This window comes from Microbacterium sp. LKL04 (assembly GCF_900102005.1).
Lineage (GTDB): Bacteria > Actinomycetota > Actinomycetes > Actinomycetales > Microbacteriaceae > Microbacterium.
This window is the reverse complement of the sequence record NZ_LT627736.1, coordinates 2,649,198-2,670,481: the sequence shown is the minus strand read 5'-3', so window position 1 is coordinate 2,670,481 and position 21,284 is coordinate 2,649,198. Positions and strand designations below refer to the sequence as shown.

Sequence of the window (21,284 nt, the reverse complement as noted above, 5' to 3'; positions counted from 1 at the left end):
TCGAAGGTGTTCACGGCCGTGGCCAGAAGGTTTTCTCGGTGTCGACGCCATCGCCCCATCCTTCGATGTCGACCCAAACGTTCTGACCGTCTCGACCAACGTGGCAGGTCAGTTCCTGGCTGCCTGCGCCGTTGAAGTTGATCCGTCCGTAGCTGGAGAAAGCTCCATCGTTGTCACTCACGCACGTGACGGTCCGGGTTCCGATGTTGAGGTTCTCCCAGTGGACGTTGTAGCGGCGGCATCCGTTGACGCAGTTCCCGTCGGCCGATCCCTGCGTGACCCACACCCGCGGCTGCGGCGGCGGCGGCGCATCGACCGTCGTCGCACTCGCCTGCGCCGTCGTCGTGGTGCTGCCCGCGGCGCTGGTGCGCACCTCGATGGTCCGCGTCACGCTGTAACCGAGCGCGTAGTCCTCGGTGCCGGACGCGGCGACCGTTCGCCAGCCTCGTCCATCTCCCGTGCGGATCTCGGTCGTGACCGGCCGCCCGTTGGGTCCAGGCGAGGACCAGCTCATGCGGATCGTCTGGCCGTCCCCGACGCGGTTGGCACTCGCCGACGGGTTCCCGATTTGCCCATAAGGACGGACCTGGTTGGATGCCGCTGACGCCGCACCCTCGTAGGTCGTGCCGTCGGCGGTGGCCACGGCGCGGATCTGCACCGTGTAGGCGCCGTTGTTGTTCACCGCGCCGTTGCCGATCGTGCCAGAGGTACCCGAGCCGCCACCCTGAACCCAGTCCGCTCGCCAACCGCCGCCGACGTTGTACTGGTACTGGATCTCACTCGAGCTGGCTCCGTTGGACGCACCCGGCTGCCACCGCACGGTGACCCGGTTGTCCCCTTCACCCGCGGTCACACCGGTCGGCGCTCCCGGCGGCGTGAAGGCGCGGCGCGGCGCGGACGGCGCACTCCACTCCGCCCAGCCCGCCTTGTTGCGGGCGCGGATGCTGTAGGTGTAATTCGTCTCCGACGTGTCGACGACGACGGCCTGGCTCGTCTGTCCCGCCGAGACCGACAGAGTGTCGACCACGCTGCCGCCGCGGATGACGCGGAGCTCGTACCCCGAGATGGCGTCGCCGTTCTCGGCCGGCTGGTTCCACGAGACGCGCATCTGCGCGCGGTTGCCGACGGGCTCCATCCGCGCCACCGTGGGCGCGCCGGCCGTCGCCGGCGGGGCCGCGGGGATCTCCCCGGCGGACCACTGCGAGAAGTCAGACGGCTCGGGCGCACGGTTGTGCGCGCGGACGCGGACCTGGTACTCGACGCCGTTCTGCAGACCATCCCACGTGACGCGGGTCGTCGTGACGCCGGTCCGCTGCGCGACCCCGGACGGCGGCGCGGGCGAGATCTCGAGCGTGTAGCTCTCGACCGGCGAGCCCTCGGTGCGCGGCGCCGTCCAGCTGACGTCGAGGCTGCGGTCGCCGAAGGTCAAGGCCGGCGGAGCGGGCTGGTCGGGCCGCACGTCGGGTCGGGCGGTCTCAGACGGCACCGACGGCTCGGACTCGCCGACGCTGTTGGTCGCCGTCACCACGAAGTTGTACTCGACGTTGTTCGTGAGCCCGTCCAGGGTGCACGTCGTCGACGGGCAGTCGCGGGTGTACCCACCGGCCGTCGAGGTCACGGTGTACTTCTCGATCCGGCGGCCGTTGTCGACCGGGGGCGTCCAGCTGAGAACCACCGTGCGGCTCTCGACCGTCGTGACGGTGGGCTTGCCGGGCGCATCGGGGCGCCCCTGGACCGTGATGCGGATGCGGCCGTCGACACGTCGATCGGCGTCGCCCGTCGCGTCCTGCACGGTGTACCGGACGACCACGTTCCCGACGAAGTCCTTGTCCGTGGTCACGCTGACGGAGCCGCCCGACACGTCGACGGAGGTCACCGCGCCCGTCTCGATCTGCGTGCTGACGATCTCGAGAGGCTTCTCGGGGAACGGGTTGACGTCGTTCTTCAGCACGTCGATCGACACGGTTTCGCCCTGATCCGCCTGTGCCACGACGTCGTCGTTCACGGAGGGGAGCTCGCGCGTGGAGGCGGTGACCGTCACCTGGATGTTCGCATCGACGGGTTCCGTCTGACCGTCGGTGGCGCGCACCGTGAGCGAGAACCGGGTGCCCTTCTTGACGTCCGCTTGAGCGGACACCCGCAGGGTCTGCCCGTCGATCGAGGCGTCGATGCCGCCGGGGGCGTCGGACGCGAGCGAGAACTGGAGCTTGTCCATGTCGCCCGGGTCGGGATCGGAGGCCAGCTCCCGCAGACCGAGGGTCGTCGGTTCCTCACCCGGCGCCACCGAGATCGACGCGCCGGTCATGGTCGGCGGGACGTTGTCGGGCGGGAGCACCGTGATCGGGATGGAGAGGGTGGACTTGCGGCCCTCCGCGTCGTCGGGACCGTTCCCGTCGGTGACCTCGAAGGTCAGGGCATCCGAACCGAAGTAGCGCTCCGCCGAGGTGTAGGTCAGCGTCGACTCGTCCTTGACGAGGTTCGCACCGTTGCTGTGCGCAGCGGCCACCTTCTCCGCCTCGGTGATCACGACATTCCCGCCACCGGACGCACGGACGTATTCGGACAGCGGAAGCTCGATCGTCTCACCGCTTTTGACCGTGACGGGCTCGGTCGAGATCAGGGTCGGGGGCAGGTCCTGGAACGACGGGACGTGGATGAAGGCCGCGGCGACCTGATCATCCTCGTCGGTGACGAAGTAGGTGATGAGCTGACGCTCGTCGGTGATGTCCAGACTGACCTGACCGCCGGATCCGACGCGGGCCGCCTCACCGCCGGTGCCGAGCGACACCTTCAGCGCGGAACGCGTGCCGTCGGGGTCGTCGTCGTTCGCGAGCACGTCGACCACCGCGCTGCCGTCCTCCTGCACCTGCTCCGGCAGGACGCGGTCGTCCCGCGCGATGGGGCGGGCGAGGGGAACGTCGGGATCGACCGTGACCTGCACGGACGTCGTCGCGCTGAGGCCGCGCTCGTCGGCGATCGTGTAGAGCACGCTCGTCTGCATCGGCTCGTCGGGGGCCGTGATCAGGAGCTGCTGTCCCGACACCTTCGCGCTCAGACCCGGGACGTCCGCAGCCTCGACGGCGTTCTCGGCGAAGCCGAACTTATCGCCGTCGGGGTCCGAGTCGTTCTTCAGCACGTCGACGGCCACCGTCCGTCCCGGACGCATGGTGATCGAGTCGCGCACCGCATACGGGGCCTGGTTGGTGGTGGGAGACGGGGCGACGCCGACCTCGACGGTCGCGGTCGCCTCCTTGCCGAGGGCGTCACGCACCCGGTACTGGAATCGATCGACGCCGACGGAGTCCTCGAACGCCGTGTAGGTGAAGGAGTCCGCCTCGATCGCCGAGACCTGCCCCTTCTGCGGCGCCGACGCGAGCCCGACGAGTTCGACCGAGTCGCCGTCCGCGTCGATCCCGTTGAGGTCGATGGGCACCGTCACGGCCGAGTTGCTGAGGGTCCGGACGGTCACGTCGCGGGGACGCGGAGCGGCGTTCGCCTTGTCGTCGCGGGGCAGGATGCGGATGGTGACGTAGCCGGCATCCCGTTGACCGGTCTCGTCGACGACCTCGTAGGTCGCGTTGACCGTCTTCGCTTCGGGCCCGGCGCGGAAGCGCAACGTGTCCTCCGAGACGAACAGGTCGCCGTCGGCTTCGTCGATGAGCGGGGGGACGAGGTCCGGCGAGACGTGGATCTCGCTGTTGTTCGGGCTGTAGTCGTTGTCCATCACCGGGATGGTCACGACGTCGCCGGCGCGCACGACGACCTCGTCGTCGACGGCGATCGGCGGCCGGAGCTTCTCGGGTGCGGGCACCGGGATGACGATGATCTCGCCCTGCGCGGACTGCTCCCCGTTGGAGATCGTGTAGGTCAAGCGGACCTGCTTGTCGAGCGACGCCTGGTCGCTGACGCGCACGGTCTCGTGACCGAGGACGGCGGCGGCGACACCGGCATCCTCGTCGACCGAGACCGACTGGACGACCAGGATGCCGCCCTGCGGATCGGTGTCGTTGCCGAGCACATTGACGAGCACGTCTCCGCCGGCGGGCAGGAGTGCGACGTCGCGCACCGCGATGGGGGCGACGTCGGCATCCTCTTCGGGAAGGACGTCGATGCGAACGATGCCCGGAGCGGAGTTGGGGCCCGCGGATGCGAGGTAGGTCGCGTAGTACGTGCCGACCTTCGACGACCGGAACGTGAACGACTTGTCGGGGTAGTCGCGGCCGACCGTCCCCCCTTCGACGTCGTCCACGCGGGTCAGGCGCAGCTGCTCGCTGCCCGTGCTCGTGTCGTTCGTCAACGGACGCACCGTGACGGGACGATCGGGACGCGTCACGACGTGATCGGCGTTCGTGACCGGCAACGTCGTGCCGAGAGGACGGATGTCGAACCGCGCCACTCCGGCAGTGCTTTCGCTCCCGTCCGAGACGGAGATCGGGACGTCCTTGCGGCCCTGAGTACCGCCGATCGCCCGGTACGTGATCTGACCGTCCGGAGTGAACTCGGCCTCGTCGCCGCCGTCGGGGCTGACCGACTGGAGGAAGATGTCGTCGCCGTCCGGGTCGACCCAGTCGCTGAGGACGTTGTACGAGACGACACCGTTCGTCTCGACGGTGATGGCCGTCTTGCGCTTCTGCACCGGGGGGGAGTTCTCGGAGAGCGGCTTCACCGTCAGCGAGACCCGGGCGCTGTCCTTGCCCCCGCGGCCGTCCGAGACCTCGTAGGTGAAGTTCGTCGTCCCGGTCGCGTCCTCGGGCATCGCGATCTGGAGGGCGGTGCCGTTGTAGATGGGGATGACCTCGCCGGTCGACGGCGGTGTGACGACCTTGGCGACGAGCACGTCGCCGTCTGCGTCGAGGTCGTTCTCGAGGACCGGGAGCACCGTGGTGCGGCCCGGACGAACGCCATAGCGGTCGTCCTCGGCCACGGGCGGCGTGTTCTGCTCGCTCCGCTCGGGGAGAGTCGTCTGGATCGTCTCCTCGGTCGTCTCCTCCTCCTCTTCGCCCTCGCCCTCGGGAGGAGTGATGTCCTCCCAGTTGTCCACCTGCTGCAGCGCGTCGCTGGCCATCCACGCGCCGCCGCCGAAGACGTCGTTCAGCACGACCACGTCGCGGTTCACACGGAAGCGGAGATCGCTCTTGCCGTCGACGCCCTTGATCGTCTTGGCGAGGTCGTTCTCCTCGCCGTCGCAGTCACGGATGAATGCGCCGGTTCCGGACCACGCGCCGTAGGCGCAGCCGGCGACGTGGACCGGCTGCGCCGGGTTGCCTCCGCCGCCTTCGGCATCCTTCACGACGGCATCCCCGCCGCCGAGCGGGACACGCACCAGCTGCGTCGGGGTGGCGAGGGTGACGGAGTCGGTCACGTTGGACGGCTGCTGGAGCACCGCGTCTTTCGGAACCTCCGTCTGCAGGCCGTCGCTCGAATAGAGCACCGACGTGGTCCGGTCGAGGACGACACTCACGCCGCCGACCGCGCTGATCGCGAGCTCGTCGCCCTTGTCGATCCCCTCGAGATCGCGCTCCGCCGTCTGCACGAAGCTGCCGTCCGCGCCGGGCGCGTAGGCGAAGAGCTTGCCCGTCTCGGGAGAGACGGCGTACACGATGCCCGCGGTGCTGACGGTGACGACAGCCCCCTTGCCGAGCTTGGCGATCGGGTCGCCCGATTCCTTGCCGACGGCGGCGATGGACGTGAAGGGTGCCGCGCGGAGCCCGCCGTCACCGTCGACCGTCGCGACCGTCGGTCCGCCGAGGACGGTCTTCGCACCGGATGCGAGGTCGGCGCTGTCGGACAGGACGACCCGCGCGGGGTCGATCGCCGTCGCCGTGTTCTCGGTCTGGTCCGTGACGAGGACGCGGTTACCGGCCTGCTGGATGTCGTAGTCGGCCGACAGCGTGCGGAGACCGCCGTCGAGGATGCGCGACTCATTGTTGAAGTGCCCGACGAGCAGGCTCGTCTGCTTGGTCAGCCACACGCCGCCGTCGTTGAGGTCGACCTCGGTCGTCGGCTCACCCTCGTAGGTGAGAGCGAGGACGCTGACAGCCACGACGGCCGCGGTCACCGCACTGATCGACGCGAACGTCTTGGGGCGGGATCGCAACCAGCCGAATGACATCATGAGCGCTCTGACTCCCCCAGGCAGACATGCGTGCAGTGCCGACGGCACTCGGCAGGACAGGCCGGGTGCGTCGAGGTGTGGACGCCATTAAGGATAAATGAGTGACGAATCGAGGGCGAGCGCGTGACGTGGGGACTTCTCCCCATCTATGCTTCTTCGTCCGACGGGGCTGAGCCGCGTCAGACGGCCCCGACGTACCGGGCCAGGTGTTCGCCCGTCAGCGTCGACCGCCCCTCCGCCAGCGCCGCCGGCGTCCCCTCGAAGACGATGCGCCCGCCGTCTCGTCCCGCGCCGGGCCCGAGGTCGATGAGGTGGTCCGCGTGGGCCATGACCGCCTGATGGTGCTCGATGACGATGACGGAGTTGCCGGCATCCACCAATCGGTCGAGCAGGGCGAGCAGGTTGTCGACGTCGGCGAGGTGCAGACCCGTGGTCGGCTCGTCGAGGACGTAGATCGCACCCTTCTTCGCCATGGCGATCGCGAGCTTCAGGCGCTGTCGCTCGCCACCCGACAGGGTGTTCAGCGCCTGCCCGAGGGTGATGTACCCGAGACCCACGTCGATCATCCTGGCGAGAGTCGTCTTCGCCGGTCCGGTCGTGAACCCGTGGGCTTCCTCCGCTGACATCGCGAGGACCTCGGCGATGTTCTTGCCGTCGAGCGTGTACTCCAGGACGGCGTCGCTGAACCCCGACCCGTCGCACACCTCGCAGCGCGTCTCGACGCTCTGCGTGTAGCCGAGGTTCGTGATGATGACGCCGAGCCCCTTGCAGGCGGGACACGCCCCCTCGGAGTTCGCGCTGAACAGCGACGGTTTGACGCCGTTGGCCTTGGCGAACGCAGAGCGGATGCCGTCGAGCACCCCCGTGTAGGTGGCGGGGCTCGAGCGGCGCGATCCCTTGATCGGCGACTGGTCCACGACCACGACATCGTCGAAGGCGGGGACGTTCCCGTGGATGAGCGACGACTTGCCCGAACCCGCGACGCCCGTGACGACCGTGAGCACCCCGAGCGGGATGTCGACGTCGACGCCGGTGAGGTTGTGCTGCGTTGCACCCCGGACAGACAGGGATCCGGTCGCGGTGCGCGTGCTCGCCTTCAGGGCGGCGCGGTGGTCGAGGTGCCGCCCCGTCAGGGTGTCGGAGGCGCGGAGACCCGCGACATCCCCCTCGTACATGATCCGACCGCCGCGAGAACCCGCCTGCGGTCCCAGATCGACGACGTGGTCGGCGATCGCGATGACCTCGGGCTTGTGCTCGACGACGAGGACGGTGTTGCCCTTGTCGCGCAGCAACAGGAGCAGCTCGTTCATGCGCTGGATGTCGTGGGGATGGAGTCCCGCCGTCGGCTCGTCGAAGACGTAGGTGACGTCCGTCAGCGCCGAGCCGAGGTGTCGGATCATCTTCGTGCGCTGCGCCTCGCCGCCCGAGAGGGTGCCGGATGAGCGATCGAGTGAGAGGTAGCCGAGGCCGATGTCGATGAACGAGGCGATGACCCGCTTGAGCGACGAGAGCAGCGGACCGATGGAGGTCGGGTCGACGGTGTCGAGCCAGGCCGAGAGATCGGTGATCTGCATCGCCGAGACCTGTGCGATATCGACGCCGCCGATCTTCGAGGAGCGCGCGCCCTCGTTCAGACGGCTGCCACCGCAGTCCGGGCACGGCAGGAACTTCACGGCACGGTCGACGAACGCGCGGATGTGCGGCTGCAGCGCTTCACGGTCCTTCTGAAGGAACGACTTCGTGATCTTCGGAACGAGACCCTCGTAGGTCATGTTCATGTTCTGGAGCTTCACCTTCGTGGGCTCCTTGTAGAGGAAGTCCGCGCGCTCATCCGCCGAATAGGCGGCGATCGGCTTCGCGGCATCCAGGAACCCGGACTCGGTGAAGATCCGCACCATCCACCCGTCCACGTTGTAGCCGGGAACGGTGATCGCTCCGTCGGAGAGGGACTTCGAACTGTCGAACAGCTCGTCGAGGTCGACGTCGCTCACCTCGCCGAGCCCCTCGCAGCGCGGACACATGCCGCCGGTGACGGTGTCGGCACCCGGAGCGGACGGGATGTTGAACGAGAACGCCTGCGGTGATCCGATGTGCGGCTGGCCGAGCCTGCTGAAGAGCAGGCGCAGCATCGCATACGCGTCGGTCACGGTACCGACCGTCGACCGCGCGTTGGCTCCCATCCGCTCCTGGTCGACGATGATCGCGGGACTGATGTTCTCGAGTCCGTCGACGTCGGGACGGCTCAGCTGAGCCATGAACTGCTGGACGAACGTCGGGTACGTCTCGTTGATGAGACGCTGCGATTCGACGGCGATCGTCCCGAACACGAGCGACGACTTGCCCGACCCGCTCACGCCGGTGAACACCGTCAGGCGTCGTTTGGGGATCTCGACGTCGACGTCCTTGAGGTTGTTCTCCCGCGCGCCGAGGACGCGGATGACGTCGTGCGCGTCAGCGACGTGACTGTCGGATGCCACGACTCACCCCTCCGGCGTCGACCACGGCATCGGCCGCTCGTCGCGCGTCGAATCAGACGGCACCCCGGGGAGCTCCTCGCCGCCGGCGCGGATGCACAGCCAGCGGAGCTGACCGGGGCTGTCGGGGTGGGCGCGCCACGTCCGCCACACTCCCTGTCCCACGCGGACGACCGAGCCGGGCCCCACGTCGACCAGGTCGTCGTCCAGCCCCATCTGGCCGCGCCCCTCGAGGAAGACGTAGAGCTCCTCGACCTGCGAGTGGGAGTGCCAGTAGCCGGCCTCCTCACCCGGTTCGAGCGCGTTGGCGGTCAGCCCGATGTACTGCATCGCGAGTTCGTGGTCGACGACGCGCCGACCGTCGCGCGAGCGTGCCGGGACGAATCCGCCGAAGTGGTCGCGCCACCGGTCGAGCCCGCCGATCTCGGTGATCTCGTACCCTGCCATGTTCACCCTTCCGCCGCCGTCTCCACATGTTCCCGGGAACCGGACCCCTCGGACAAGGGCGACCCCGCGCGATGGCATCCGACGACGTGATCGTCGACCATCCCCGACGACTGCATGAGCGCATACATCGTCGTGGAGCCGACGAATCGGAATCCCCGCTTGCGCAGGGCCTTCGACATCGCGTCGGACTCCGTCGTCGTGGCCGGCACCTCCGCGAACGAGGCCGGCCGACGATGGGATGCCGGGGCGAAGGACCACATGAAGGCGTCGAGCTCGCCCGGGGCCATGTCGGTGACGAGTCTCGCGTTGCCGATGGTGGCGAGGATCTTCGCCCGGTTGCGGATGATGCCGGCATCCCCCATGAGGCGCTCGACGTCGGACTCGTCGAAGGCGGCCACGGTCTCGGGATCGAAGCCGGCGAACACCTCGCGGAAGCGGGGTCGTTTGCGGAGGATCGTGATCCACGAGAGCCCCGCCTGGAACCCCTCGAGGCTCATCTTCTCGAAGAGGGCCCGATCGCCGTGCAGGGGGCGACCCCACTCCTCGTCGTGATACCGACGGTACTCGGCGTCGTCGCCGACCCAGCCGCAACGAAGGAGGCCGTCGGGCCCGAGACGCATATCCACGCGCTCAGGCTATCGACGGCCCCCGACGCTCACTTCGCCGTGAGCGACTTCTCCGGCACAGGTGCCTCGCCGCGCGCCGCGAGGTCGGCGTAGTGGGCGCGCGCCTCGTCCTGTCGCTGCCGCTCGATGCCCGACGCGATGGGTGCACGCACGTGCTCGGGAGCGAAGCCGAACGCGTCGACGAGGTCCTGCGCATGGGGGCGCAGACGCGCGCACAGGCGGTCGATGTACTTCGACACCGCCGCACCGCGCTGGGTCGACAGTCGTCCGTTGATGAGGTGCCACGCGAGGTGCTTCTCGATGAGGTGCAGCCCGAAGAGGTCGCGCAGCCACGTGAGGACCTGACGTGTGCTCTCGTCGGCGGTCCCCTTCACCGCATCCGAGAACGCCTCCCACTGCAGCAGCTCACCGTGCGCCCGTGCCGCCTCGATGAGCTCGGCCTGGTGCTGGTTGAACAGCGCAGCGGCCTGGTCGGCCGGGAGCTTGGATGCCGGGCGCAGCGCGCCGGCGATGTCGGCGACCATCTGCTCGACGCGTCCGGCCAGCAGTTCGTGCTGCTGCTCGGCCCGCAGGCCGAGTTCGACAGAGCGGGCCGTCGATCCGAAATCGGCGACGGTCTGACCGAGGCTGCGGAGGCCCGCACCGTGGAAGACCTTGCCCGCCGTCTGGCCGACGGCGAACTTCGCGAGGGCCGCGGCATCCGCTCCCTTGAACTGCTTGGCGAAGTCGGCGAGCAGACGCTTGCCGACGAGCTGCAGGAGGACGTTGTTGTCGCCCTCGAAGGTGACGTAGACGTCGAGGTCGGAGCGGAGACCGACGAGGCGGTTCTCGGCCATGAAGCCCGATCCGCCGCAGGCCTCGCGGGCCTCCTGGATCGTGTTCAGCGCGTTCCACGTGCTGAGCGGCTTGAGCGCGGCCGCGAGGGTCTCGAGGTTCTCGCGCTCGGCGGGGGTGTCGGCCTTGCCGCCGAAGACGCCGTCGAAGGTGCGCAGCAGCTCGTCATGCGCGAAGTACTGCGCGTAGTTCTGAGCGAGGAGGGGCAGGAGGCGCCGCTGGTGCTTGCCGTAGTCGAGCAGCACGACCTCGTCGGTGCCCGCTCCCGAGTCGAACTGACGACGCTGGTTGCCGTACGTCAGCGAGATGTACAGGGAGAGCGACGAGGCGATCGTCGCCGCACCGTCGAGCGAGACGCGACCCTGCACGAGGGCGCCGAGCATCGTGAAGAAGCGGCGACCGGTGCTCTCGATGGGGCTTGAGTAGGTGCCGTCGGCGGCGACATCGCCGTAGCGGTTGAGGAGGTTCGTGCGCGGCACCCGGACGTTGTCGAAGGCGAGACGACCGTTGTCGATGCCGTTGAGCCCGCCCTTGACGCCGTCGTCCTCGCTCTGCACGCCCGGGAGCAGCTCGCCCTCGGTCGTGCGGATCGGTACGAAGAAGCAGTGCACACCGTGGTTCACGCCCTTCGTGATCAGCTGCGCGAAGACGGTCGCGGCCTGTCCGTGGACGGCCGCGTTGCCGAGGTAGTCCTTCCACGCCGCGCGGAACGGGGTGTTGATGACGAACTCTTCGGTGTCGGGGTCGTACGTCGCGGTCGTGCCGATGGCGGCGACATCCGATCCGTGCCCGATCTCGGTCATGGCGAAAGCGCCGGGGAGCTTCGCATCGCGGATGTCGGGGATCCAGCGGTCGTGGTGCTCCTTCGTGCCGAGCTGGAGCACGGCCGAGCCGAAGAGTCCCCACTGCACACCGGACTTGATCTGCATGCTGGGGTCGGCGAGGACGAGCTCCTCGAAGCCCGCGAGGTTGGCACCGTTGTCCTCCTCGCCGCCGTACTCCTTCGGGAGGGCACGGGTCGAGCCGCCGTTCTTCGCGAGGAGGCGCACCTGGCCCATGACGCGCTCGCGGTGCTCGGCGACGCTCTGGCCGTCGATGCGCCAGTAGGCGGGGTCCTTGATGAGTTCGCGGACGGTGAGGCGGGTCCCGCCCCACGTGCCCCGGAGCATCGCGCCGACCGTGTCGATGTCGATGCGGGCTTCGTGCGCCTCGTCGGCGCTGTGCGGCGCGGTGGGGGCCCCGCCGGCGGGGGTGCGCTTGTCGGCGGCGGGGGTGGAGGAGCGGACGACGGTGTCGGTCATCACTGGCCTTTCTGAGGACGCCGGGGTACGGCGACGGGACAGGGAAGTTCGACAATCACGGTAGGAGTCCTCCAACACGACACCAAGTTGGTTGTGCTATCGCGACAAGTGGCGTCGGGGACGTGGTCCGGGCGGGTTGTACGGCGCCTACACGGGCGGCGCAAAGGCAGCTCGCTCGGGCCGGAACGGCGTCCGGTGCGTGCACGTTCACGGAGCGTGACTGACAGACTTGGGGGATGCCCGTTCTCCCCTCCGACGCGAGCGTCGTCCACCTCCGTTCCGGCGGCACCAGCGTCGTCGTCGACCTGCAGCCCGACACCGCCGCGGCCATCGTCCACTGGGGCGCGGATCTCGGCGATGCACCGCACGACACGCTCGTCTCGCTCGCGACCGCCTCGCGTCTGCAGCGGGTCTCGGGCGGGCTCGACCGCACGGTGCGCCTCGGCGTCGTCGGAACCGCGGCATCCGGCTGGGCGGGAACGCCGACCCTCGAGGGTCACCGCGACGGCGAGGACGTCGGCGCCCTCTTCGCCCTGACCGACCTGCAGGCGACCGAGGACACCCTCGAGCTGCACTTCACCGACAGCGAGATGCAGCTGTCGGCACGGCACGAGCTGCGGGTCACGGCATCCGGACTCGTGCGGGCGCGGACGACGGTCCGCAACGACGGTGCGGGCGTCTACACGGTGCAGGCTCTGCACACGACGCTGCCGCTGCCGTGGGACGCGACCGAGATCCTCGACACGACGGGGCGCCACCTGCGGGAGCGCTCGGCCCAGCGCCACGAGCTCACGTTCGGTACGCACGTGCGTGAGTCGCGTCGCGGCCGTCCGGGGGCGGACTTCACCCTGCTGCTGGCTGCCGGCACGCCCGGGTTCGGGTTCGAGCGCGGCACCGTGCACGGCGCGCACCTTGCCTGGAGCGGCAACTCCCGCATCTTCGCGGAGCGGATGCCGACAGGTGAGTCCTTCCTCGGGGCGGGCGAGCTCTACCTGCCCGGCGAGATCCGTCTCGCGCAGGGCGAGGAGATCTCCTCGCCCGAACTGCTCGGCTCCTGGGGAGACGGCCTCGACGAGCTCGCGGTGCGATTCCACGAAGAGTGGCGAGCACGCCCTCAGCACCCCACCCGCCCTCGGCCGATCACCCTCAACACGTGGGAGGCGGTCTACTTCGACCACCGCCTGCCCAAACTCATCGCCCTCGCCGATGCGGCGGCGGAGATCGGCGTGGAGCGCTACGTCTTAGACGACGGCTGGTTCCGTCACCGCCGCGACGACACCGCGGGCCTCGGCGACTGGTACGTCGACGACACCGTCTGGCCCGACGGCCTGCATCCCATCGCCGACCACGTCGTCGCGAAGGGGATGGAGTTCGGCCTCTGGTTCGAGCCCGAGATGGTCAACCCCGACAGCGACCTCGCCCGGTCGCACCCCGACTGGATCCTCCGCGGCCGCACCGACCTGCCACCGTCCGCGCGTCAGCAGCAGGTGCTGAACCTCGCGCACCCCGAGGCCTACGCGTACATCCGCCAGGTCATCTCGGACATCCTCGCGGCGTACCCGATCGCGTACATCAAGTGGGATCACAACCGTGACCTCGTCGACGCCGCCGCCGGTCCCGGCGGTGCGGCCCGCGTCCATGCGCAGACCCTCGCGGTCTACCGCCTGATCGACGAGCTCAAGGCCGCCCACCCGGGCCTCGAGATCGAGAGTTGCGCCTCGGGCGGCGCGCGCGTCGACCTCGGCATCCTCGACCGCACCGACCGCATCTGGACCAGCGACTGCCTCGACCCGGTCGAGCGCCTCGAGAACCAGCGCTACACCGCGCTCGTCGTGCCGCCCGAGATGATGGGCATGCACCTGACGACCCCGCACGTTCACTCCACCGGCCGCACCGTGTCGCTCACGATGAGCGGCGCCGTCGCCCTGTTCGGCCACTTCGGCATCGAGTGGGACGTCACGACGCTGTCAGAGACGGATGCCGCGACCGTCGGCGCGTGGGTCGCCCTCGCCAAACGGGTGCGCCCCCTCGTCGCGACGGGCCGCTTGGTCAACGCGGACGTGGCCGACCCGGGGCTCGACGTCCGCGGCGTCGTCGCGGAGGACGCGGCATCCGCCTTCTTCACGATCACGCAGACGCAGACGCTCATCTCCTCGCCCACCGGCCGCGTGCGCCTGCCGGGACTCGACGCGGACCGCGTCTACCGTGTGCAGCTCGTCACGCCGGGCGGGATCGTCGAGACCCCCGCGCAGTCGCCGCTCGAATGGGCGCACCACGACACCGTGATGACCGGGCGTCAGCTCGCCGTCGTCGGTGTACGTCCGCCCGTGCAGAACCCTCAGCAGTCCGTCGTCGTCGAGGTCACCGCGGTCTGACGTCCGTCAGATCCGTTCGAGCTGGTCGAGGAACTCGTCGGCCATCTCGACCTGACGACGGAGCTTCTCGCGCCGTGCCGCGGCCTCGGCGCGGACGCCGTCGAGGCGGGCACGGATCTGCGGGTCGTCGGCATCCCCCGCCATCGCGTCGACGACCTCGAGGAGGTCCCGCATCTCGTCGAGGGTGAAGCCCAGCGGCTTCATGCGACGGATGAGCAGGATGCGGGCGACGTCGCCCTCCGTGTAGAGACGGAAGCCGCCGTCGGTGCGCGCGGACGGGGTGACGAGGCCGATCTCGTCGTAGTGGCGGAGGGTGCGGAACGAGAGCCCGGTCCGCTCGGCGACCTCGCCGATGCGCATCGTGTCGTCGGTCATGCGTTCCCCTCGGGTGGACAGCAAACCTCACGTTACGTTAGGTTTGGTCGTGCGCGATCTGCGCGCCCCCATTCTTCCGCGCCGGCACCGGGTCTGTGCGCACCCCTCCTCGACGGAGTCATCATGACCGCCACCACTCCCGTGCGCCCGCGCATCGAACCGACAGTGCTGCAGGCCCTCCGCAGCCCGCGCCTGCTGACGCGGGAAGTCCTCGCCGGACTCGTCGTCGCCCTCGCCCTCATCCCCGAGGCGATCGCGTTCTCGATCATCGCGGGCGTCGACCCCCGCGTCGGGCTCTTCTCGTCGTTCATCATGGCCGTCGCGATCGCCTTCCTCGGCGGTCGCCCTGCGATGATCACGGCGGCGACCGGAGCTGTCGCGCTCGTCATCGCGCCCGTCGTCCGCGAGTACGGGATGGACTACTTCATCGCGACCGTCCTCCTCGGCGGGGCCATCCAGATATTGCTCGGCCTCGTGGGCGTCGCGAAGCTCATGCGCTTCATCCCGCGCAGCGTCATGGTCGGCTTCGTCAACGCGCTCGCGATCCTGATCTTCCTCGCCCAGCTGCCGCAGCTGTTCGGCAACGGGATCCCGTGGCTCGTCTGGCCACTGTTGGCCGCAGGCCTCGTCATCCTCTACGCGATGCCGCGGCTCACCAAGGCCGTCCCGGCTCCCCTGGTCACCATCGTGCTGCTGACCGCGGCCGTCGTCGTCTTCGCGTGGAACGTTCCGACCGTCGGCGACCAGGGTGAACTCCCCGAAAGCCTGCCGTCCCTGTTCATCCCGAACGTGCCGCTCACGCTCGAGACGCTGCAGATCATCGGCCCGTTCGCCCTCGCGATGGCGGTCGTGGGGCTCCTCGAGTCGCTCATGACCGCCAAGCTCGTCGACGACATCACCGACACGCACTCCTCGAAGACCCGCGAATCGCTCGGCCAGGGCGCCGCGAACATCCTCTCGGGGGCGTTCGGCGGGATGGGCGGCTGCGCGATGATCGGCCAGACGATGATCAACGTGAAGGCTTCCGGTGCCCGCACCCGCATCTCGACGTTCCTCGCCGGCGTGTTCCTGCTCATCCTCGTGCTGGCGCTCGGCGACATCGTCGCGATCATCCCGATGGCGGCCCTCGTCGCCGTCATGATCATGGTCTGCATCGGCACGTTCGACTGGCACAGCATCCGCCCGGCCACGCTCCGCCGGATGCCCAAGAGCGAGACCGCCGTCATGCTCATCACGGTCGTCGCCACCGTCTGGACCCACAACCTCGCGATCGGCGTCGTCCTCGGCGTGATCGCGGCGATGATCATGTTCGCCCGGCGGGTCGCGCACTTCGTGACCGTCACGCGCACGGTGGATGCCGCGGCATCCACCGCTCACTATGCGGTCGACGGCGAGCTGTTCTTCGCTTCCAGCAACGACCTGACGACGCAGTTCTCGTACCCGGACGACCCGGCGAACGTCGTGATCGACATGTCGCGTTCGCACGTGTGGGATGCCTCGACGGTCGCCGCCCTCGACGCCATCGTGAACAAGTACGAGCGGATGGGCACCGCGGTGACGATCGTCGGGTTGAACGACACGGCATCCGCATTCCACGGCCGGCTCAGCGGAAAGCTGGGCGCCGGCGAGTGATCGGGGGTTGACGGTGGTGCGGCAGGCCTGAAGGATGCCGGGGGCGCCCCGCTTCGGAGCGTCACGACGAAGGGGTCCCATGGCAGAGCCGGCACGATTCGCGATCATCGGCACGGGCTGGCGCTCGGAGTTCTTCCTGCGCATCGCCGCGGCGGCACCGGAGCGGCTGCAGGCCGTCGGCGTGCTCGCCCGGTCCGACGCCTCGGCGGCACGGGTCGCCGGCTGGAACGTGCCGATCCACCGCTCGCTCGACGACCTGCTGGCCGCCCGGCCGGACTTCGTGATCGCGTCGGTGACGTGGCCCGCGATGCCGGGGGTGATCACCGAGCTCGTGGAGCGCGGCGTGCGCGTGCTCGCCGAGACGCCGCCCGCCCCCGACGCGGACGGCCTGCGGAAGCTGTGGCACGACGTCGGCGCGAGCCGGCTGGTGCAGGTCGCCGAGCAGTACATGCACATGCCGGGGCACGCCGCCCGACTCGAGGTGGTCCGGTCGGGTGCACTCGGCGCCGTCGGCGGGGTGCAGGTCTCGTCGACGCACCTGTACCACGCGACCTCGATGATCCGGACGTTCCTGGATGCCGGCATGGCCGAGGCGATCGTGTCCGCACGAACCTTCACCGCGCCGCTCGTCGATCCGTTGACGCCGGCCGGATGGTCGGACGACCTCGCACCGAAAGAGCGGACGACGACGATCGCGACGCTCGACTTCGGCGACGGGCGGATGGGCCTGTACGACTTCGTCGACAACCAGTGGTGGAACCCGATCCTGTCGCGCCGGATCGTCATCCGCGGCTCGCACGGGGAACTCACCGACGACACCGTGCGCCGCTTCGAGGGCGCCGAGGTGCTCACCTCGCCGATCACGTACCGCCGTACGGGTGTCGACCTGAACCTCGAAGGCAACGACGTCGTGTCGGCCGCCTTCGAGGGGCGGATCGTCTACCGGAACCCCTGGGTCGGGACGCGACTGTCGGAGGACGACATCGCCGTCGCGTCGTTGCTCGAGCTCACCGGTCGGTGGGCCCGCGGTGACGGCGCGGAGCCGTATCCGCTGGCCGACGCCTGCCAGGACCATCTGCTCGGTCTCGCGATCGGCGAGTCGGCTCGGACGGGCGCCGATGTGCGGGTCGCCCGTGAGGCGTGGAGCTGACGGCCTCAGGCCTTGTCGTGCAGGGTGATCCGGTAGCCGTCCGGGTCGGCGAAGGTGAACGTCCGGCCGAACGGGCCGTCGATGGGCGCTGCGACGATCTCGTGGCCGTCCGCGGCGAGCGCGTCGTGGATGTCCTGGACGTCGGTCGCGCGCAGCCAGATCGCCGCGCCCATCCCGGGGTGGACCCCCGAGGCGAGATCCGTGCCGGGCACGATGTCGCGGAGCGCGAAGGCGATCGGCGCGGTCTCGAACACGACGGCGTGCGGAGGCCCGGCGGGTGAGCGGACGAGCCCGAGGTAGTGCTCGTAGAAACGTTCCGAGGCGTCGAGGTCGCTGACCTGCAGGGAGACGAAGTCGGGTCCGATGGCGGGCATGAGGCATCCTTTCGTTGTCAGTTATCTGACACTTGCCAGTGTATGTCAGAATACTGACATGGTCCACTCGGATGAGATCGATCTGCCGACGTCGCTCGGCTATCTCCTCAAGGAAGCGGCGACCGCGCTGCGGGTCGCGATGGAGGATGCGCTCCGCCCGTTGGAGCTGACGGTGACCGCCTACTCGTGCCTCGAGATCCTCGCGCAGCGTCCGGGGTCGTCGAACTCCGATCTCGCTCGAGGTGCCTTCGTGACGCGGCAGAGCATGAACGTCCTGCTGCAGACCCTGGAGCGGGAGGGCCTCGTGACGAGGCCGGCGACCCCTGCGGAGGGCCGGGTGCTGCCGGTCACCCTGACCGATGGCGGGCTGCGGCGTCGGGAGCAGGCGAGCTCCGTGGTCAAGTCGGTGGAGGATCGGATGCTGGCCGAGTTGTCTGCGCAGGAGCGCGCTCAGGCGTTCGACGTGCTCACCCGCATGACGCGGGCGCTGCGGGAGGCGTGAGCGGGGCTACGCCTTCGCGATGACGGCGACGACGGCCTCGCCGTAAGCCTCGCGCTTCTTCGCACCGATGCCGGTGATGCCGTCGAGGTCGGCGACCGACGTCGGACGGTGCTCGGCGAGGGCACGCAGGGTCGCATCGCCGAAGACGATGTACGCGGGGACGCCCTGCTCCTTCGCCTGCTCGGCACGCCACGCGCGGAGCGCCTCGAAGAGGTCGCGGTCACCCTCGGGCAGCGCGTCGGCGGCCGACTGCTTCTTCGCGCGGGTCGATCCGCCGCCGGTGCGCCCGAGGACGTCGCGCCGCAGTGGCACGGGCTCCTCGCCGCGGAGCACCGGCATGCCCGCGTCGCCGACAGCGAGGACGCCGTACTCCCCCTGCGCGACCAGGATGCCGCGAGCCAGGAGCTGGCGGACGACCGAGCGCCAGTCCTGCTCGGACAGGTCGTTCCCGATGCCGTAGGTGGAGAGCTTGTCGTGCCCCTGCTGGCGGATCCGTTCGGTCGAGCCGCCGCGGAGGATGTCGATGAGGTGCCCGGCGCCGAAGGCCTGGTTGCGCTCGCGCTGCAGGCGCACGATCGTCGAGAGGAGCTTTTGCGACGCGACGAGGCCGTCCCAGGTGTCGGGCTGGGTGAGGCAGGTGTCGCAGTTGCCACAGGCATCCGACGACTGTCCGAAGTAGCCGAGGAGGTTCTGCCGGCGGCACGAGACCGTCTCGCACAGGGCGAGCATTGCGTCGAGGTGCTGACCCATGCGCATCTTGTAGGTGCGGTCGCCGGGCGACTGGTCGATGAGGCGGCGCTGCTGGACGACGTCGCCGAGGCCGTAGGCCATCCATGCGACCGCGGGCTCGCCGTCGCGGCCGGCGCGGCCGGTCTCCTGGTAGTAGCCCTCGACGGATTTGGGCAGGTCGATGTGGGCGACGAAGCGGACGTCGGGCTTGTCGATGCCCATGCCGAACGCGATCGTGGCGACCATGACGACACCGTCTTTGCGCAGGAACCGGGACTGGTGCCGGGCGCGGATCGAGGCATCCAACCCCGCGTGATACGCGAGGGCGTCGACGCCCTGCGTGCGCAGGTACTCGGCCGTCTGCTCGACCGACTTGCGGCTGAGCGCATAGACGATGCCGGCGGAACCCTCGGGCTGCGTGCGCACGAACTGCACGAGCTGACGCCGCATGTCGACCTTGGGCTCGATGCGGTACTGGATGTTCGGCCGGTCGAAGCTCGCGACGAAGTGGCGGGCGTCGGGCAAGCGGAGGCGCTCGGTGAGCTCGGTGTGCGTCGCGCGCGTCGCCGTGGCGGTGAGTGCCATGCGCGGGACGCCCGGGAAGCGCTCGGCGAGGTCGCCGAGCGCCAGGTAGTCGGGGCGGAAGTCGTGGCCCCACTGCGACACGCAGTGCGCCTCGTCGATCGCGATGACGCTGAGCTGGGCGCGCTGCAGGAGCGCCGTCGTCGCGGGGACGGACAGCCGCTCCGGGGCGACGTAGATGAGGTCGAGTTCACCGTCGAGGAGCGCCTGCTCGACACCGGCGCGCTCGGCCGGGGTCTGCGTGGAGTTCAGGAAGGCGGCGCGGACGCCGTTGGCGATGAGCGCGTCGACCTGGTCGTGCATGAGCGCGATGAGGGGACTGACGACGAGGCCCGTGCCGGGACGCACGAGCGCCGGCACCTGGTACGTGATCGACTTGCCGCCACCGGTCGGCATGAGCACGACCGCATCGCCGCCCGCGATGACGTGCGAGACGATGTCGCCCTGATCGCCGCGGAACGCCGTGTAGCCGAAGACCTCGGTGAGCACCTTGACCGGGTCGTCGCCGACGTGGTCGCGGCGCTCGAGACGGAGGACGGATGCCGGGGGTGCGGAGGTGCGCTGCTGCGGGGCCGGCTGAGCTCGTGCGGGCTGGGCACGGGCGGGCTCGGAGCGCGTGGGCTCGGCGCGCGCGGCGCGGGCGACGGACGCGGCGTAGTCGTCGTAGCGCGGGTCGGGCGGCGGCGGTGAGTCGAAGTCGTCCGGCGGCGGAACGTCGTCGGGATCCCACACGAGATCGGCGTAGGGGTCGTTCTGCCATCCGCCGTCACTCACCCGGTCAACCCTAGCCGCGGCATCCGACACGGTCTGCGGGTGTGGAGAGTCTCGGCGCCCGCGCGGGGTTGGGGAGGAGGGGTGATCCGGGTTCGCGAGGCGGGTCGGGCTCGCGGGGCGGGTCGGGTCGGGTTCGCGAGACTGCACCCGCGCGACGAGACTGCATCCGCGCGACGAGGGTGCGGCGCGCGAGCGCAGTCTCGATGCGGACGTGCAGTCTCGGGGCGAGGGGCGGGACGGGGGCGAGGGGCGGGACGGGCGCGAGCGGGGCGGCGGCCCGCGGCGCGGGCGAGCGGCGCGGCGGGCGCGCTGCGGCCGTGCGAGGCGGTTCGGCCGCGAGACTCCACTCGCGCGACGAGGATGCGGCGCGGGCACGCAGTCTCGATGCGGGCGTGCAGTCTCGCCGACGGCGGGGGGCGGGGGGCGGGCGCCGTCAGCACCACTTCTCGGCGAGCGTGCCGATGACGTTCGCGTTCCGATTCGTCGCCGCGCCCAGCAGTTTCGCCGCGCCCAGCGGGTCGACCGTGCCGTCCTGATAGCCGGGCTGCAGCAGCGCGTGCACCGCGCGCCCCCGCACCACCATCCGCCCGCGACCATCGTCGCGCGCCTCGATCTCGGCGATCCGCTCCGGGGTCAACTCGTCCTTCAACAGGTAGACGTAGTGCCGGGCGAGCCCTGGATTCGCCTCGGCCAGCTCACGCGTCTGCCGAGCGACCTCGCGGAACTCCGCGGCGGAGTAGACGATCGACGGCACCTCGAAACCCCGGTCGGCGAGGAACGCGTCCTCGAGCGTGCGCTCGATCCGCTCGCGCGAGCGCATCCGCGACGCGAACCGCACGTTCCCGGTGTTGATGTGCGTCTCGACGTCCTCGAAACCCACACCCTCGACCACCCGGCGGATGTCCTCCTTCGGGAAGACGCGCTTCGCGCCGAGATTGATCGCCCGCAGGAACGCCAGGTACGTCGTCATCCGCCCAGTCTGCCCGCACCGGCC

Annotated in this window: 13 protein-coding genes; 4 read left to right on the top strand and 9 right to left on the bottom strand. The window is 69.7% G+C overall.

The genetic code is table 11. The annotated features are described in order from the left end of the window. Positions 1-10: 10 nt before the first annotated feature. The 5 genes from BLP38_RS13035 to BLP38_RS13015 form a co-directional block, all read right to left on the bottom strand. Entirely contained in the window at positions 11-6,115 is a 6,105-nt protein-coding gene (locus BLP38_RS13035) for an Ig-like domain-containing protein (RefSeq protein ID WP_091358572.1), read from the bottom strand. Positions 6,116-6,294: 179 nt separating this feature from the next. Continuing rightward, positions 6,295-8,592 (bottom strand): ATP-binding cassette domain-containing protein, encoded by a 2,298-nt coding sequence (locus tag BLP38_RS13030; protein ID WP_091358569.1) that lies wholly within the window; start codon positions 8,590-8,592, stop codon positions 6,295-6,297. Positions 8,593-8,595: 3 nt separating this feature from the next. Beyond that, positions 8,596-9,036, bottom strand: a complete 441-nt coding sequence (locus BLP38_RS13025) for a cupin domain-containing protein (protein ID WP_091358565.1) — start codon at positions 9,034-9,036, stop codon at positions 8,596-8,598. A gap of 2 nt (positions 9,037-9,038) precedes the next feature. Beyond that, on the bottom strand, positions 9,039-9,656 hold the full coding sequence (locus tag BLP38_RS13020) for a DNA-3-methyladenine glycosylase I (RefSeq protein ID WP_091358561.1): 618 nt from the start codon (positions 9,654-9,656) through the stop codon (positions 9,039-9,041). A 35-nt stretch (positions 9,657-9,691) separates the two neighbouring features. Beyond that, positions 9,692-11,797 (bottom strand): acyl-CoA dehydrogenase family protein, encoded by a 2,106-nt coding sequence (locus tag BLP38_RS13015; protein ID WP_091358557.1) that lies wholly within the window; start codon positions 11,795-11,797, stop codon positions 9,692-9,694. A gap of 236 nt (positions 11,798-12,033) precedes the next feature. Here BLP38_RS13015 and BLP38_RS13010 point away from each other — a divergent pair, with 236 nt between their 5' ends. Further along, positions 12,034-14,172 (top strand): alpha-galactosidase, encoded by a 2,139-nt coding sequence (locus tag BLP38_RS13010; RefSeq protein ID WP_091358553.1) that lies wholly within the window; start codon positions 12,034-12,036, stop codon positions 14,170-14,172. Between the two features lie 6 nt (positions 14,173-14,178). On the opposite strand, the gene BLP38_RS13005 is transcribed toward BLP38_RS13010, so the two are convergent. Continuing rightward, positions 14,179-14,547, bottom strand: a complete 369-nt coding sequence (locus BLP38_RS13005) for a MerR family transcriptional regulator (protein ID WP_091358550.1) — start codon at positions 14,545-14,547, stop codon at positions 14,179-14,181. 123 nt (positions 14,548-14,670) lie between these two features. Here BLP38_RS13005 and BLP38_RS13000 point away from each other — a divergent pair, with 123 nt between their 5' ends. Continuing rightward, positions 14,671-16,179, top strand: coding sequence for a SulP family inorganic anion transporter (locus BLP38_RS13000; RefSeq protein WP_091358546.1), 1,509 nt, complete (start codon positions 14,671-14,673; stop codon positions 16,177-16,179). Between the two features lie 79 nt (positions 16,180-16,258). After that, the gene (locus BLP38_RS12995) at positions 16,259-17,329 is read left to right on the top strand and encodes a Gfo/Idh/MocA family protein (protein WP_091358543.1); all 1,071 of its coding nucleotides are present in this window, start codon (positions 16,259-16,261) and stop codon (positions 17,327-17,329) included. Between the two features lie 5 nt (positions 17,330-17,334). Here the strand turns inward: BLP38_RS12995 and BLP38_RS12990 are convergent, their stop codons facing one another. After that, positions 17,335-17,703, bottom strand: a complete 369-nt coding sequence (locus BLP38_RS12990) for a VOC family protein (protein WP_091358539.1) — start codon at positions 17,701-17,703, stop codon at positions 17,335-17,337. A 58-nt stretch (positions 17,704-17,761) separates the two neighbouring features. Here BLP38_RS12990 and BLP38_RS12985 point away from each other — a divergent pair, with 58 nt between their 5' ends. Further along, positions 17,762-18,205, top strand: a complete 444-nt coding sequence (locus tag BLP38_RS12985) for a MarR family winged helix-turn-helix transcriptional regulator (protein WP_091358536.1) — start codon at positions 17,762-17,764, stop codon at positions 18,203-18,205. A gap of 6 nt (positions 18,206-18,211) precedes the next feature. Here the strand turns inward: BLP38_RS12985 and recQ are convergent, their stop codons facing one another. After that, the gene (gene recQ, locus BLP38_RS12980; protein WP_091358533.1) at positions 18,212-20,290 is read right to left on the bottom strand and encodes a DNA helicase RecQ; all 2,079 of its coding nucleotides are present in this window, start codon (positions 20,288-20,290) and stop codon (positions 18,212-18,214) included. A gap of 433 nt (positions 20,291-20,723) precedes the next feature. Then, on the bottom strand, positions 20,724-21,260 hold the full coding sequence (locus tag BLP38_RS12975; protein WP_091358529.1) for a DUF1697 domain-containing protein: 537 nt from the start codon (positions 21,258-21,260) through the stop codon (positions 20,724-20,726). Positions 21,261-21,284 lie beyond the last annotated feature (24 nt).

Bases quoted from the DNA above. Each gene is read 5' to 3' on its own strand.
- BLP38_RS13035 (WP_091358572.1), bottom strand. From the start codon at position 6,115: ATGATGTCATTCGGCTGGTTGCGATCCCGCCCCAAGACGTTCGCGTCG.
- BLP38_RS13025 (WP_091358565.1), bottom strand. From the start codon at position 9,036: ATGGCAGGGTACGAGATCACCGAGATCGGCGGGCTCGACCGGTGGCGC.
- BLP38_RS13020 (WP_091358561.1), bottom strand. From the start codon at position 9,656: ATGCGTCTCGGGCCCGACGGCCTCCTTCGTTGCGGCTGGGTCGGCGAC.
- BLP38_RS13015 (WP_091358557.1), bottom strand. From the start codon at position 11,797: ATGACCGACACCGTCGTCCGCTCCTCCACCCCCGCCGCCGACAAGCGC.
- BLP38_RS13010 (WP_091358553.1), top strand. From the start codon at position 12,034: ATGCCCGTTCTCCCCTCCGACGCGAGCGTCGTCCACCTCCGTTCCGGC.
- BLP38_RS13005 (WP_091358550.1), bottom strand. From the start codon at position 14,547: ATGACCGACGACACGATGCGCATCGGCGAGGTCGCCGAGCGGACCGGG.
- BLP38_RS13000 (WP_091358546.1), top strand. From the start codon at position 14,671: ATGACCGCCACCACTCCCGTGCGCCCGCGCATCGAACCGACAGTGCTG.
- BLP38_RS12995 (WP_091358543.1), top strand. From the start codon at position 16,259: ATGGCAGAGCCGGCACGATTCGCGATCATCGGCACGGGCTGGCGCTCG.
- BLP38_RS12990 (WP_091358539.1), bottom strand. From the start codon at position 17,703: ATGCCCGCCATCGGACCCGACTTCGTCTCCCTGCAGGTCAGCGACCTC.
- BLP38_RS12985 (WP_091358536.1), top strand. From the start codon at position 17,762: ATGGTCCACTCGGATGAGATCGATCTGCCGACGTCGCTCGGCTATCTC.
- BLP38_RS12975 (WP_091358529.1), bottom strand. From the start codon at position 21,260: ATGACGACGTACCTGGCGTTCCTGCGGGCGATCAATCTCGGCGCGAAG.